The 16,072-nt window shown below is 42.5% G+C and carries 11 protein-coding genes; 3 read left to right on the forward strand and 8 right to left on the reverse strand.

The features are described from left to right. Window positions 1–5: 5 nt before the first annotated feature. A complete protein-coding gene (locus tag C502_RS0100420) occupies window positions 6–1,211 on the reverse strand; it encodes an aspartate aminotransferase family protein (protein WP_018676885.1) in 1,206 nt (401 codons plus the stop codon). A gap of 80 nt (window positions 1,212–1,291) precedes the next feature. Then, window positions 1,292–2,566: a Glu/Leu/Phe/Val family dehydrogenase gene (locus tag C502_RS0100425; RefSeq protein ID WP_171067595.1), complete on the reverse strand. Its 1,275-nt coding sequence runs from the start codon at window positions 2,564–2,566 to the stop codon at window positions 1,292–1,294. Window positions 2,567–2,795: 229 nt separating this feature from the next. Between C502_RS0100425 and C502_RS0100435 the strand changes: the two genes are divergently transcribed. Next, window positions 2,796–3,218, forward strand: coding sequence for an Lrp/AsnC family transcriptional regulator (locus C502_RS0100435; RefSeq protein ID WP_018676887.1), 423 nt, complete (start codon window positions 2,796–2,798; stop codon window positions 3,216–3,218). Between the two features lie 82 nt (window positions 3,219–3,300). Here the strand turns inward: C502_RS0100435 and C502_RS0100440 are convergent, their stop codons facing one another. From C502_RS0100440 to C502_RS0100465, 6 genes are all read right to left on the reverse strand, one after another. After that, on the reverse strand, window positions 3,301–4,140 hold the full coding sequence (locus C502_RS0100440) for an SDR family NAD(P)-dependent oxidoreductase (protein ID WP_018676888.1): 840 nt from the start codon (window positions 4,138–4,140) through the stop codon (window positions 3,301–3,303). A gap of 9 nt (window positions 4,141–4,149) precedes the next feature. Beyond that, entirely contained in the window at window positions 4,150–5,217 is a 1,068-nt protein-coding gene (locus tag C502_RS0100445; RefSeq protein ID WP_018676889.1) for an amidohydrolase family protein, read from the reverse strand. A 268-nt stretch (window positions 5,218–5,485) separates the two neighbouring features. Continuing rightward, on the reverse strand, window positions 5,486–6,904 hold the full coding sequence (locus C502_RS0100450) for an efflux transporter outer membrane subunit (RefSeq protein WP_018676890.1): 1,419 nt from the start codon (window positions 6,902–6,904) through the stop codon (window positions 5,486–5,488). A 9-nt stretch (window positions 6,905–6,913) separates the two neighbouring features. Then, window positions 6,914–10,021 carry an efflux RND transporter permease subunit gene (locus tag C502_RS0100455; RefSeq protein WP_018676891.1) on the reverse strand — a complete coding sequence of 1,036 codons (3,108 nt, stop codon included), beginning with the start codon at window positions 10,019–10,021 and terminating at the stop codon, window positions 6,914–6,916. Next, window positions 10,018–13,107, reverse strand: coding sequence for a multidrug efflux RND transporter permease subunit (locus C502_RS0100460; RefSeq protein ID WP_018676892.1), 3,090 nt, complete (start codon window positions 13,105–13,107; stop codon window positions 10,018–10,020). The genes C502_RS0100455 and C502_RS0100460 overlap by 4 nt, the downstream gene beginning before the upstream one ends. Before the next feature lie 4 nt (window positions 13,108–13,111). Beyond that, window positions 13,112–14,323, reverse strand: a complete 1,212-nt coding sequence (locus C502_RS0100465) for an efflux RND transporter periplasmic adaptor subunit (protein ID WP_018676893.1) — start codon at window positions 14,321–14,323, stop codon at window positions 13,112–13,114. Between the two features lie 231 nt (window positions 14,324–14,554). On the opposite strand from C502_RS0100465, the gene C502_RS0100470 reads away from it, so the two are divergent. Both C502_RS0100470 and C502_RS0100475 read left to right on the forward strand, forming a co-directional pair. Further along, entirely contained in the window at window positions 14,555–15,070 is a 516-nt protein-coding gene (locus C502_RS0100470; protein ID WP_018676894.1) for a sigma-70 family RNA polymerase sigma factor, read from the forward strand. 22 nt (window positions 15,071–15,092) lie between these two features. After that, a complete protein-coding gene (locus tag C502_RS0100475) occupies window positions 15,093–16,049 on the forward strand; it encodes a FecR family protein (RefSeq protein WP_018676895.1) in 957 nt (318 codons plus the stop codon). Window positions 16,050–16,072 lie beyond the last annotated feature (23 nt).

Below are 16,072 nucleotides of genomic sequence, written 5' to 3' on the forward strand. Positions count from 1 at the left end.
CAGACTTAAAGGCGTGCTAAGGCACGAGCAAAACGGTTTAGACCTTCATCAATATCTTCCATTGGAATAATCAGTGAAGGGGTAAAACGCACCACATCCGTACCTGCAACTAAAGCCAATAGACCTTCTTCACCTGCTAAAGTGACGATATTTTTTGCTTTACCTGCATATTCATCTTTAAGCACACAGCCAATCAATAAACCTTGACCACGAATTTCTTTAAACAAGTCATATTGCGCATTGATCTTATTTAAAGCATCAATAAAATATTGATAACGTTGTTTGACACCATCTAATACTTCAGGTGTATTGATAAATTCAAATACCGCACCTGCAACTGCACACGCCAATGGATTACCACCATAAGTCGTCCCATGATCGCCCACTGCATACATGTTGGCATATTTGTCGGTGGTGATCATTGCACCAATTGGGAAACCGCCACCCAATGCTTTTGCCGTCGTCAGAATGTCAGGTGTTACACCTGTATTCATATAGGCATACAATGAGCCTGTACGACCGACACCCGTTTGTACTTCATCAAAAATCAGTACTGCACCTTTTTCGTCACACAGCGCACGTAAGCCTTTTAAGAATTCGATATCTGCTGGCAGAACACCGCCTTCGCCCTGAATTGGCTCAACAATGACCGCACAAGTATTGTCAGTAATCACAGCTTTTGCAGCTTCAAGATCATTAAATGCAGTATGTTCAATCCCACCTGGTAAAGGTGCGAAATCTTGAGAATATTTCGGCTGACCGCCTGCTGTTACAGTAAATAAAGTACGACCATGGAAGGCATTTTTAAATGCAACAATCTGGTTTTTATTTGAATTGCCACTGAGTAAACCGATTTTACGTGCCAGTTTCAAAGCAGCTTCATTGGCTTCTGCACCTGAGTTACAGAAAAAGACTTTGTCGGCAAAAGTGCTTTCAACCAATTGTTTCGCGAGACGTAATACTGGCTCATTGGTATAACCATTACCAATATGCCAAAGTTTTTGTGCTTGTTCAGTTAAAGCATTCACCGCAACTGGATGTGCATGACCTAAAGCATTAACCGCAATACCACCTGCAAAATCAATATATTCTTTATCGTTTTGATCCCAAAGACGAGAACCTTCACCACGAACTAAAATGAAATTTGCTGGAGCAAAAACAGGCACCATCCAATCATTAAAATTGCTACGTGTAATTGCGACATCGCTCATTTTACTTACTCACTTCCTGTTTGGATATTCAGGCTTGTTAAACTCTCAACAAGCCCTTTGCTTTAACTGTATGAATGGTTTTAACCCGGGAAAATACCGCGTTCTTTACGCGCTTTAAGGATACGTTCACAGGCTAAAATATAAGCGGCGGTACGTAAGCTACATTCTTTCTGCGCTGCGGTATTCCACACATCACCCATTGCCTGAATCATTAATTTGTCAAGACGCTCATTAATTTCATCTTCGCTCCAGAAATAACTCGCCATATCTTGAACCCACTCAAAATAACTGACCGTTACACCACCAGCGTTACAGATCACGTCAGGGACAACCGTAATATTACGGCTAACGAATACATCATCTGCTTCTGGGTAAGTTGGGCCATTTGCACCTTCAAGTACAATTTTGGCTTTGAGCTTTTGTGCACGCTCAACTGTAATCTGACCTTCCAATGCAGCTGGAATTAGAATGTCCATATCGACATCCCAAAATGCTTCATCTGTGATCACAGTTGCATCAACGAAGCCCATCACGCCACCATGTTCAGCAACATGCTTTTGTAAAGCTTTGACATTGAAGCCTTCTGCATTAAAAATCGTACCTGTGTGGTCTTGTACACAAACCACTTTTGCGCCTGCTTGACTGAATAAGTAAGCTGCTTCATTGCCGACATTACCAAAACCTTGCACCGCAACTTTACTGCCCGCAACAGGTAAATTAATTCGTTTTGCAACTTCTAAACCCGTTACAAACACACCACGTCCTGTTGCACGAACACGACCCAATGAACCACCCAAATGCACAGGCTTACCTGTCACAACACCAGTCACAGTATGACCTTTGATACTTGAATAGGTATCCATCATCCAGCCCATAATATTGGCATTGGTGCCCACATCAGGTGCAGGAATATCAATTTGAGGACCAATAATTGAACTAATTTCACTGGTAAAACGACGCGTTAAACGCTCTAGTTCACGAGGTGAAAGCTCTTTAGGATTTACTCGTACACCACCTTTAGCACCACCAAATGGGAGATTAAGTACTGCTGTTTTAATGGTCATCCACGCAGACAACGCCATCACTTCATTTAATTCAACATCGTGGTGATAACGAATACCACCTTTACCTGGACCACGTGATAAGTTGTGTTGTACACGGTAGCCTTCAAAATGACGAATTGTGCCGTCATCCATTACAATTGGAACATCGACAATCAGGGTACGTTTTGGGCGTTTCAGCGTATTAATGAAATTGCCGAGATCAGCATCTAAATAAGGTGTCACTCGATCAATTTGAGTGAGGTAAGTTTGCCAAGCACCACTATTTTGAGCCGTATATGATAAAGACATTATCTATTCCTTAATTAATCAATTTTCCCTGTTATCTACAGATTCCCTTTCGCGAAGAGTTTCTGTTTTGCCCCATCGTCCCTTGTCAGCATTGATTTCTTCATGAGATTGAATAAAAAATGCTTGGAGCTTCATATAGTGATTATTATTAAGAATCAAATTGATTCACAAAATGCCTTATAATGATTAAAATGAATTAATTTTTATCAATTTGCTAATAGAAAGTGTCAAAATGAACAATATTGACCATATTATCTTGGGATTACTCAAAGACAATGCTCGAATTTCAATCACAGATTTGGCAGCAAAAACACGAGTCTCTAGAGCGACTGTGCAAAAACGGATCGAATATATGGAGTCGACAGGTATCATTACGGGCTATACCGTACGCTTTCGCCCCAATACAGAGAAAAATATTATTCGGGCGTGGATGAATATCATGGTTGAGGGAACCAAAGCTCAAGCGGTTATTCGTGAATTACGCTTAGAATCGGCGGTTGAACGCCTACATACCACCAATGGAAAATGGGATATTTTGGTCGAATTACAATCAGATAGCCTTGAGAATTTCGACAAAGCACTTGAAAGAATTCGAAATATTTCAGGTATTTATAATAGTGAAACTAGTATTTTACTGTCTACTTATAAAACATAATGATAGATGATGATTCACATTAAAATGAATTAACTAGGATGCTCACACAAATTAAATGAGCATCCTTAGATTGAAGAATAATTTAGTTTTTTTTCAAAGTTTTTTTAGTTAGAAAATCTAATGCTTGAGAATAATGCGTTGGTGTAATCCGCTGAATCAAATCTAAAATCTTGGCATCATTCCCAATCAATACTCGAGCTTTGTCATGTTTGACCGCCTCTAAAATGATTTTTGCAGCTTCTTCTGGTGGGGTTTTCAAGACTTTATTAAATGATCGACTAGCCTTTGCTGGATTCATACCTAAAGAACGGATACTGTCACTCATACGCGCACTATTGGCAATATTTGTACGAATTCCACCGGGATGAACACAGGTTGCACTGACACCATTATTTTGCATATTTAATTCTTGACGTAATGATTCAGTAAAACCACGAACAGCAAATTTTGTTGCATTATAAGCACTTTGAGACGGTTGAGCAGTGAGTCCAAATAAACTAGAAATATTAATGACATGCCCTTCTCCACTTTGCTTTAAATAAGGTAAAAACTCTTTTGTGCCGTAGACAACACCCCAAAAATTAATATTAAAAATCCATTCCATTTCTTCATAGCTCATCCCTTCTACGGTACTTGCCAATGCCACGCCTGCATTGTTAAAAATCAAATTGATTTTGCCATGGTCTTTAAAAGTATTTTCGGCCCATTCACGTACAGCTTGCTGATTAGAAACATCCAGTTTGGTTAAAGTGACTTTCACAGGATATTGTTTAACTAGAGATAATGTGTCTGCTAAACCTTGATCATTCACATCACTTAAAGCCAAATGAGCGCCTTGTTGTGCCAATAAAATTGCAAGTTGTTGACCAATTCCAGAACCTGCGCCTGTAATTGCGGCAACTTTTTGATTAAAACTTTTCATGTTATGACTCTAATTCAGTTGATAAAAATTGGCAGCGTTTTGTCTAAATATTGAATACAAAGCTTGATCACCATAAGGTGTGATCATTTCAATATAGGCTTGGATCAAATCATTTAAAGTTGTATTTGCTTTATCCATAGGAAAATTGGAGGCGAAAATAATTCGATCTACACCAAACACATCAATTGCATGTTGAACCAATGGGGTTAATAAATTCACCATTTCATAGACAGTTGCGGTACGGTACTGTTGATAAAATCGATGACCCAGTACAGGCATCATCAGTCCAGAAATCTTGGCATAAACATTTTTTTGCTCAGCCAAAACTGCCAAATCATGCTGCCATTGTTGAAAAATAGCGGCACGTTGCGAAAGCGTTTTACCTGTTTTTTTGCCAATAGCACCAAAAAGCCCTGCGGGTGTTGCCAAATGATCAACCACGATTCGTGTTTGAGGAAATTGTTTGGCTAAATCTGTGATTTCTGAAAGTTGGGTTGAATAGCCCCATGCATCAAAAGATAAATCCATTAAGGCAAGTTGTTCAAAGCCTTTAAGGAATTTCTTAGACTGATATAAATGTGCCTGATCACACCAACGATAAATGCCTGAGTCCTCATGCCAAGAAGCCATTTTACGAATGCCTCGAAATAAAGGACTGGCATCTTGATGGGCTTTTAAAATCTGTTTAAATTTTCGATCTCGTGGATCAGCAGTGGCAACAATTGCACCTAATTTCAAATTATGGTCTTTAAAATTTAATTGCTGAATCCATTTGGTTTCCTCAACAACACCCAAACCTTTATGATGATGCCAATTCGCTTCAACATGCACTACACTTTCAACCGAATGAATCGCAATATCTTCGTGATAATGCTCTGGTAAATATGGACTTAAGGCATACTGAGTCAATCCTAGCGTCTCTAAAAGTGGCTTAGGTTTGACCAGTCGGACGACATTGTCCATCACATTTGGATACTGCCCAAAAATCTTAACCAGTAAAGCAGCAGAGTGTGGCGTATGGTATGGATCCCATTGATGTATATGCGGATCAATGATTGCAAAATCGAGTTTTTTCATTCCGAGACTCTATATAAATGTCAGAGAATTGCGTTCTGAACAATGATTATCCGAAGCAATCTCTCATTTAATTTTTTAAATTATGCTTATCTTTTTAGAGTACAGAATAAAATATTATGCATAAAATGATTTATTCTAATGACTAAATATGAATACTATTCATTATAATCAATGTTTAGACAAGTACCTTTACCAATCTCCAAACACAACTTGTCTATTAAAAACAGTTGTGACAAATAACTAAACGATCTATCCACTCATTAACATTTTAATCTAATCGTATTGATGAACCAAAATTAATATCGCCTCCTAAAGCAGCTATCAACTGAGCTGAGTTCTTGATCTGCAATTGCTGTAATTCCAATAAACGTTCTTCTGCGCTCAAACGCAGATTCTGTGCTGTCGCGACTTCTAGATAACTGACCAAACCAGCTTGATAACGCTGCTTGGCAACCCGTTCATTTTCAATTGACAGCTTAAGCAGTTGCTGTTGCGCTACGATCTGCTGCTGGAAATGACCTGCTTGCAGCAAACCATCCTCCACTTCTTTCCAACCAGTTAATACTGACTGCTTATAAGCTGCAAGCTTTTCATCATAATTGGCTTGAGCCTGTTGAATATCAGCCTGTCTTTTCCCCCCATCAAACAATGTGCCTAAAACTTTTGCACCCATTGACCATGCGGTATTGGGTGACTGTAATAAACTATGAAAGACCTGACTATTGGCACTGCTATCCAAGCTGATGGTCAAATCAGGTAACCAAGCAGTTTGTGCTAAGCCTAATTGCGCATGTGTCATTGCCAATTCGCGTTCGCTACGAATCACATCGGGGCGTTGTGCCAGAAGACGACTTGGAATTTGGGTCGGGATTTGAGGGGTACTAAATTGATAGCGATTTTTATTTAAATTAAAATCAGCCACATTGCGTCCAACTAAGACCGCCAACACATTTTCTTGTAAATCACGACTACGTTGTAGCTCTAACAATTGCAGCCCGACTTGTTTAAGTTGGGTCTCAGCCTGAATCACATCAGCCCATGCAATCATGCCTGCTTGGTATTGCTGCTGTAAAATACGCACAGATCGTTGATCACTTTGCTTGGTCTGATTTAACACATCCAGTTTGGCATCGAATAAACGAATGCTCCAATAGGCCTCTGCTGTGAGCAGTTGCTGACTCAGCTGAATGGCAGCCAAATCAGCAACAGATGCTTGTAGGTTGGCCTGTTGACCCTCCACCGCTTTTGCAACTCTCCCCCAAAGATCGGGAATCCAACTCACTGCGACATTGGCACCGAATTGACGACTCTTGCCAGCGTTTTTAGTCTCGGTCTGATTGGCATTGCCGCCCATGCTGATGCTCGGAAGCGCATTGGCCCGTTGCCCATCCAACAGTGCCATAGCATGGCGATACTTGGCTTGGGCCTGTTGGATGCTCAGGTTGTCCTGATCCAATTGCTGTATCAGTTTGGATAAGATCGGATCTTGATACATCTCCCACCATTGCTGCGGTGTCGCTGCTATCTTAGAAGCTTCAATCCACTGCAAATCTGCATATTTATACTGCGCTGCACTCTGAATCTCAGGCTGCTGATAGGCTGCAGGCTTAAAGCTACTGGACTGACATGCCGTGAGCAGTGTCATCGCTGTGATACTTATAGAAAGTGTAAAAACTGTTTTTTTCATAGCGACTTCCTATTTATTCCAACGCAAGATATTCAATCGCAGTTTGAAGCGATTCAGGAATTGAGCGAATTTTTCAAATATGAGATACATCACAGGGGTGGTATATAAGGTTAATAATTGACCCAGCGCCAATCCGCCAACAATGGCAATCCCAAGTGGTTGCCGCATTTCCGAGCCTTCTCCCCAACCGAGTGCCAAAGGAATGGCGCCCAATAAAGCTGCGGTATTGGTCATTAAAATCGGTCTAAAACGCAATGTTGCCGCAGCGATAATGCTGTCTAAATCGGTGTGACCTTGACGTCGTTGCTGCAAAGTAAAATCAATCAGCAAGATTGCATTTTTCACTACAATCCCGATTAGCAAAAAGATACCTAACAAGGCAATCAGGCTAAACGGAATCTGAAACAGCCATAAGCTAAGTAAAGCGCCCATAGCTGCTGTCGGAATGGTGGATAAAATGGTAAAAGGATGCACAATACTTTCATAAGTGATCCCCAAGACAATAAAAATCAGCACGATCACCGCCGCAATCAAAGCAGGCGTACTCAAACCTGCCTGTAGACTTTCAGTTTCGACATCGCGATCTGTCATCACAAAGATTTCTTTTGGCAGCATGATCTTTGGCAAGACCTGACGAATCGCAGCATCTGCCTGTTCATAGCTATAGCCTTTCTTCACCACATAGCCAACACCCATGGCAGCAAATTGATTACGGCGATAAACCCGATCATTGCTAATGCCATAACTCCAAGTTGCAAAATTGCTTAAGGGCACATAGATCCCTTGTTGATTTGGCACTTTCACATCCGCCAAGGCTTCTGGATGTTCGGTAAAACGTTGGTCAACTTCCATCACCACATAGAACTGATCATTGCGATCATAAATTGTGGAAATCTGCCGTTGTGAAAAGGAGTTATTGAGCACACTGGAAATACTTTCAATATCAATGCCCAATCGTTTCGCCGCTTCACGGTCGATGTCTAAAGTAACATGTTGTGCCCCTTCATCACCCTGTGTTTCCACCTCTTCAAACTCAGGCAGTTTACGCATAGCCTCGGCCACTTTGGGTGCCCATTCACGTAATAAGCTCACATTGTCAGATTGCAGTAACAGCAAATATTCTTGGGCATTGCCACTGGAAAAAGGATCATCCAATTCCAAATCTTGTTCGACATCTGCGGAGAATACTGCCCCCGCCTGCCAAGGTGCATTTTTCTTTAAACGCTCGACCACTTGTTTGGAGCTTAAACCGTCCCGTTCAGCTTTTGGTTTGAGACTGACCATTAAAAATGAGTTGGTCATGCCACCACCACCGCCTGAGGTGCCCACCACATCCTGCACCGCAGGATCTTTGAGTAAGGCTTGGTTAAATGCAGCAATCTTCGGCTGCATAATCTGAAAAGAGAAACCGTCATCGCCTCGAATAAAAGCACCTACTCGCCCCGTGTCTTGTTCAGGCAAAACGCGTTTGGGTAATAAATTGTAGAGATAAACTGAAGCAATGATTGCCGCCAGCCACAGCACCACAATCAGATAAGCGTGTTTGAGTACCCAATGAAGAGAGCGAATATAAGACTGGGTCAGCCCCTGAATCAGATCATGACTATAACGATACAGTCGTGGAGGGTGATTAAGAGATAGAGGTTTTAAACAGCGTGCTGATAAGCTTGGAGTTAAAATCAAGGAAACAAAGACCGATAAAACCACCACAAATACCAATGTTAGCGAAAACTCTCTAAACAAGCGTTCAATCACACCGCCCATAAACAAGACTGAGAGAAAAATCACCATCAATGCCAGATTCATGGCAATCAAGGTAAAGCCAACCTCTTGGATGCCTTTTACCGCTGCTTGTGTAGGCGAATCGCCTTGTTCGATATAGCGTTCAATATTTTCGAGTACCACAATGGCATCATCCACCACCAAACCAATCGCCACGATGATCGCCATAATCGACAGGTTATTCAGTGAAAATCCAGCCAAATAAATCAGACTGCATACGCCAATTAAAGTGACCAACAGTGCCATTGCGGGAATCACCGCACTTTGCATTCGCCCCAACATCAGCACCACAACGATGACCACCAGCAACATGGATAAAAACAAGGTATCCCTTGCTTCCTCTAAACTGTTACGGACAATAGTCGAGCCATCCATCACCACAGTCAATTGCGCATCACGTGGCATCAATTCTCTTAGAACGGGCAATTTGGCTTTAATCAGGTCAATGGTCGCCACGGTATTGGCATTGGGTTGTCTGCTAATCTTTAAAATCACCGCAGGCTGTCCATTGTGAAAACCACTGATATAGCGGTTTTCAACCGAATCACGCACTTCTGCAATATCTTTTAAGCGAACTACGCCTTGATCGGTATGTCGGATGATCAGATCGGCAAAATCTTGGGCGGTCTTTAATTCTGTAGAGAGCGCCACTTGCCAGCGCAATTGCTGTTGCTCCACCACGCCCAATGCCTGTACCACATTACTTTTCGCGACAGCTTGTCGCACTTGCTCGAGAGAAATGCCCGTTGAAATTAAAGCAGTTGGATTGATGGTGATACGCACGGCAGGCATGGAAGCCCCATCAATTGCCACTTCACCGACCCCACTGATCTGCGCCAAATTGGGCTGTAATTGATTGGATGCAATTTCGTATAGCTTTGCCGCTGAAAGTTGTTTTGAGCTGAGTGCCAAATAAAAAATCGGGCTTTGACTCGGGTTGATTTTAAAATATTCAGGCGGACTCGGCATGCCCGCAGGTAGCTGTGACATTGCCGCATTGATCGCAGCCTGAACCTCACGCGCGGCCTCATTAATATCGGTATTTAAATCAAAGTGTAAAACCACCTGTGTCGAACTTTGATTGCTAGATGAATTAATCGCTTTAACCCCAGATACGCCCATCATGGCACGTTCTAATGGGGTTGCTACGGTTGCAGACATACTTTCTGGACTGGCACCGGGCAAATTGGCACGCACCACAATGGTCGGAATATCCGCTTGCGGTAATGCTGCAACAGGCAAACGCAAATAGGCCAATATACCCAGCAGAACAATGGCGATCCCCAACAGTACACTGGCCACTGGGCGTTGCACAAACACAGACAGCAACGTCATTGTGAAGCTCCTGTCTGATCTGAAAGCATATTTGAGTCAGTTTGCGTTGCTTGCAGACGATCAAAAAACAGATACACCACAGGTGTGGTAAACAAGGTCAGCACCTGACTCACCAACAATCCACCCACCATTATCAAACCTAAAGGCTGGCGAAGTTCTGCCCCAGAACCCGAAGCCAGCATCAGCGGAATTGCGCCCACCACTGCGGCCAGTGTGGTCATCAAAATCGGACGGAAACGTAATAAAGCAGCCTGATAAATCGCCTGCTCAGCTGATAAGCCCTGATGACGTTGCGCTGCAAGTGCAAAATCGACCATCATGATGCCGTTTTTCTTGACCAAACCGATCAATAAAATAATCCCGATCAGCGCAATCATGTCCAACGGCTGACCCACCATAAACAAGGCCAGTAAGGCCCCAATCGCGGCAGAAGGTAAGGTTGAAAGAATAGTCACAGGATGAATAAAGCTCTCATACAGCATCCCCAGTACAATATACATGGTCACAATTGCGGCAATCACCAACCAAAAGGTATGTTGCTGTGAATTTTCAAAAGCTGCTGCTGCGCCTTGCAGTTGAACCTGTAGCTCCGGCGGTAGCTCAAGGCTTTGCTTCACTTGTTCAATCGCTTCAATCGCCTCGCCTAAAGACACCTCCTTGGCTAAATTAAAGGAAATGCCAACGGCAGGAAATTGCGACTGTTGCTGTAAAAGAATCGGTGCATGTTTTTCGACAATCATGGCGACAGAGCTCAATAAAATCGGCTGTCCTTGATTATTATGTATATAGGTTTGGTTTAAGGCCTCAATCCCTTGGGTGAGTTTTGGGTCTAGCTCTAAAACAATACGGTATTGATTAGATTGCGTGTATAAAGTTGCGATTTGGCGTTGAGCAAATAGATTTTGCAAAGCCAGACTAATATCTTCAAGAGTTAATCCCAAACGTGCTGCCGCATCACGGTTGACCTCGATATAGGCTTGTAAACCCTGCCCCGCATCTTCACTGGCCACTGCCGCAAATGCAGGCTGTTGACGCAAGGCCTGAACCAGTTTGGGTGTCCACTCCTCAACCAATTGATTTTTCGGTGCAGTGACACTGAGTTGATATTGGGTGCGGCTAATTTTGTCTTCAATACTGAGCTCTTGTACAGGTTGCATCCAACCTTTAATGCCATGTACCTGTGCAAAATTTTCATTCAGTCGTGCCATCACTTCCGTAGCAGGTGCACCTTCAGCATGCGGTTTTAAATTCACCAAAATACGTCCATTGCTTAACTTCGGATTATTGGCATCCACACCAATAAAGGAAGATAAGCTGGCAACCGCAGGATCTTTTAAAATCACTTCGGCCAAAGCCTGTTGACGTTCACTCATGGCCTGAAATGAAATCTGGTCAGGCGCTTCCGTCACCACCTGAATCACACCATTGTCCTGTACTGGGAAAAAGCCTTTTGGAATTGACCAATACAGTAGTCCTGCTAGTAGCACTGTTGCCAACATCACCATCAAGGTCAGTACTTGGTGTCGAAGTACCCATTGCAACATCTTGGCATAATGCTGAATGACACGATCCAGACTCCATCGACTCGGCTGCTCTGCATGCTTCGGTGCATCTTTAAGTAAATAGGCACACATCATTGGAGTTAAAGTCAGCGAAACGAGCAATGAAAGTGCAATTGCAGCTGCCAGTGTTACCGCAAACTCGTGGAATAAGCGTCCGACCACATCGCCCATAAAAAGCAAGGGAATCAAAACAGCAATCAGTGAAATCGTTAAGGAAATCAGGGTAAAGCCAATTTCTTTAGAACCTTTCAATGCTGCTTGCAACATGCTTTCACCTGACTCACGGTGTCGTGCAATATTTTCGAGCATGACAATCGCATCATCTACCACGAAACCTGTGGCAATGGTCAAAGCCATTAAAGTCAGGTTATTGACCGAGAAGCCAAGGAAATACATCAATACAAAAGTACCAATAATCGACAGCGGTACGGCGATACTCGGAATCAGGGTCGCAGCAAAGTTACGTAAAAATAAGAAGGTGACCAACACCACCAAACATACGGCGAAGACCAATTCTTTTTGTACATCTTTAATTGAGCTACGAATACTTTCCGTTCGGTCAGTCAGGACGCGAATATGAACATTGTCAGGTAGATTTTGTTGTAATTCAGGCAGTATTTTTTTGATCTGATCGGCCACTTCAATCACATTGGCATTGGGCTGACGCTGGATATTCACCAAAATAGCCGATTGGCTATCCGCCCATGCAGCCATATAGCGATCTTCACTGCCCTCAAGCACCTGTGCAACATCTTTTAAACGAATCGGTGCGCCATTATTCCAACGTAAAATCAGGTTTTCATAATCGGCAATCGAACGCATCTGGTCGTTGGCATCGAGCATGGTCGATCGAAAAGGCCCATCAAAACTCCCTTTCGGTTGATTGGCATTGGCAGCAGAAATAGCCGTACGTACATCTTCAGCGCTGAGCTTAAATGCCGCAAGCGCAGTTGGATTCATCTGCACACGGATTGCAGGACGTTGCCCACCTGCAAGGCTGACCATCCCCACACCTGAAAGCTGAGACAGTTTTTGCGCCACTCGGGTATCGACCATGTCGTAGACCGTGGTCAATGGCAAACTGTCAGAACTGATCGCAAGTGTAATCACAGGCACATCGGCAGGATTCACTTTGCGATAAATCGGTGGTGTCGGTAAATCATTGGGCAATTTACTGCTTGCGGTACTCAAGGCCGATTGTACTTCTTGCTCGACAATGCCAAGTTCGGCAGATAACTCAAATTGCAGGGTGATCACCGAAGCACCAACCGAGCTATTCGAAGAGATTTGTTTCAAACCTGCAATCTTGCCCATCTCTCGTTCCAACGGTGAGCTGATGGTTCGCTGTACTGTGTCTGGATTTGCACCCGGCTGAAAGGTGTATATCTGAATAATCGGATAATCGACTTGTGGCAATGCTGATACGGGTAATATGCGCCAAACCAGTAGACCACTAAAAAACAGTGCCAACATCAATAGAGTGGTGGCAACGGGTCGTAAAATAAAGAATCTGGAAATATTCATGCGCTTATCCAGCTACATTTTTTACTGGTAATAGCTTAGAAACATCATCCTGAACAATTTGTACTTCTTGCCCTTCGGAAAGTCGATCAATCCCCTCTAGCACCACCCGTTCATTGCCCTGTAAACCTTCAATGATCTCGGTCTGTCCTTGTGAAACCGCACCCAGCTTTAACATACGCACTTCGGCTTTATCTTCTTTATTGACAATATAAACATAAGTGCCTTTTGCCCCATGTTGGATGGCATCACTCGGTAAATGCACCGCATTTTGCAAGGTCTTGGCATTTAATCGAACATTGACAAATTGATTGGGGAATAAAGCATCATCGAGATTGGCAAAAACGGCTTTTACTTTCAGTGTGCCGGTATTCAGATCAATCTGATTATCCAGTGCTTGAACTGAACCTGTCGCCAATTGTTTTTGTTCTGCACGATCCCAAGCACTGACTTGAATACTTTGCTTATTTTTTGTGGCTTGGCGCAGCGTATCTAAATAGTTCTCAGCAACCGCAAACTGAATATACACAGGATGGATTTGGGTAATACTCAACAACCCTGTTGCTTCATTAGCTTGGATTAAATTACCGGCATCTTTTAAGCGAAAGCCGACACGACCCTCAATCAGTGCATATATTTTGGTATAAGACAATTGTAACTTGGCTGCGTCCACCTGTGCTTGGTTGGCTTGCATCTGTCCCTTGAGCTGATTAACCAAGGCTTGTTGTTGGTCGACTTGCTGTTTGGCAATCGAATCTTGCTTATATAGCAACTGATAACGATTCAATTCGGTTTGTGCATTTTGCAACTGCGCTAAATTTTGCTGTTGTGTCCCTTGTGCTTGTGCCAATGCCACCTGAAATGGTGTCGGGTCAATTTGTGCCAACAACTGCCCTTTCTGAATGTACTGTCCTTCTTGGAAATACAGTTTTTGCAACACCCCTGACACCTGACTCTGCACATTCACAGTATTGGCTGGAACCACTGTACCAATCGCCTTAATTTGTAATTGCAAATCGCCACGTTGTACCCCGACCACACGCACAGGCACAGGTTTACTCCATTGGCTAAACGACTCCTGTTTATCAGCTTGGGATTTTTTCCAATAATTCCAACCCCATACCATCAGCAATAAAAGCACTGCCACGGCAATCAACCATTTGATTTTATTTGATCGAGAATGCTGTTGTGGTTTTAAATCAATTTGCTGTTCACTCATAGCATGCTCTACTTAATCAAACAAAATTTATTAAAAATATGGGAGATGAAGAAAACACAAAATGTTCCCCTACATTGGTTTAGTCGAACGAAATCCAAAATCAGCTCAATTTTTTCTGTAAAAGTCTGTATACAATTTTATTGATATTAATAACAATTATCATTACTATTTGAGAGTATTTTTCATCCTCTTGTGATTGGCTTCTGCCTGCCAATATGTGGACTCCCCGTCATGAACCTAAATGTAGAAAAACAGTTATGGTTTAGCCAAGTTTATCAAGCCCAGCAAAGCACACTGTTGTCATGGTTTAAGCATAAACTGCAACATCATCACCAATCTGAAGATTTGAGTCAGGAGGTGTTCTACCGTGCCTTAAAAAGTGACTATTGCTTTGAAAAGATTAAAGAACCTCAAGCATGGTTGATGGGTATTGCCAAGCATGTGATCATCGACCATTGGCGTCGCCAACATATAGAACACCTGTATTTAGATGCACTTGCACAACTGCCAGAAGAATATTATCCCTCTGCTGAACATGAAGTCTGTATTCGTGAAACACTTTATCAAGTACATTTGATGCTGGAAAAACTGCCTCAACGTACTGCACAGGTGTTTTTATTATCGCAATTGGATGGACTGACCTATCGTGCGATTAGTGAAAAACTGGATATTTCAGAAGCAACGGTCAAAAGAGATATGAAACAGGCTTTCTTGGCCTGCATTAGTCTTTATAATCAGACCGATTAATTGCTGAATTTGCTTTGCTGCTATGTCTCAAGCCCCTAAAATCCATGATCATGTATTGGACCAAGCCGCAGATTGGCTGGTGCTATTACATTCAGGTGAAATGACTGAGTTAGAGCAGCAACAATTTCAACATTGGCAAGCAGAAAAGCAAGAACATGCCCTCGCCATTCAGCAAATCAATACATTTACTCAGGGCTTAACAGGTTTATCTAACCACTTTCCCTCAGATTCTTTAGTCCAGTCCAAGCAAAAATTTAATCTGACTGCAAAACGAAATATGCTGTTTAGCCTTTCAGGATTATTGGTTATCAGTTGCGGAATGTATTTGTTGCCTTGGGCAAAATGGCAATCTGATGATCATACCGAGGTTGGTGAAATTAAAACCATTGCACTGCAAGACGGTTCAACCTTAATCTTGGCCAGTGATAGTTATATCAACGTGAATTTCTCCGAACAGACTCGACAGATTCAACTGATCGAAGGTGAAATTTATATCCAGACCGCCAAAGATCCGCAACACCGTCCATTTATGGTGAAGACCAAAGATGGTGCAATTGAGGCCTTGGGTACTCAGTTTACGGTACGACAAGAGCATCACGACCAAACTCGAGTCAAAGTGTATCAACATGCAGTCGCTTTACAGCCGCAGGATTCTGGGAAAAGACAGATTTTAAAGCAAGGTCAACGTGCATATTTCAACAGTCAACAAACCTCTAAACCATTGCCATTGAATAACGAGCAGCCCTACTGGACTCAACAATTACTGGTGGTAGAACAATGGCCACTAGAAAAAGTCATTGGTGAGCTATATCGTTATCAAAAAGGCACTTATTTCATCGAACCAGCGTTAAAAGACCTTCGCGTTTCCGGCGTGTTTTCATTAAAGAATCCTCAACAAAGCTTAGAGACACTGGCCTATACCCATCAACTTGAGCTGAGCTATTACAGTCCATATCTATTAAAAATAAAAAAAAGATAAAAAGATGATCCTTTTTTTGATCT

The sequence above is a fragment of the Acinetobacter tjernbergiae DSM 14971 = CIP 107465 genome (assembly GCF_000374425.1).
Classification (GTDB): Bacteria; Pseudomonadota; Gammaproteobacteria; order Pseudomonadales; family Moraxellaceae; genus Acinetobacter; species Acinetobacter tjernbergiae.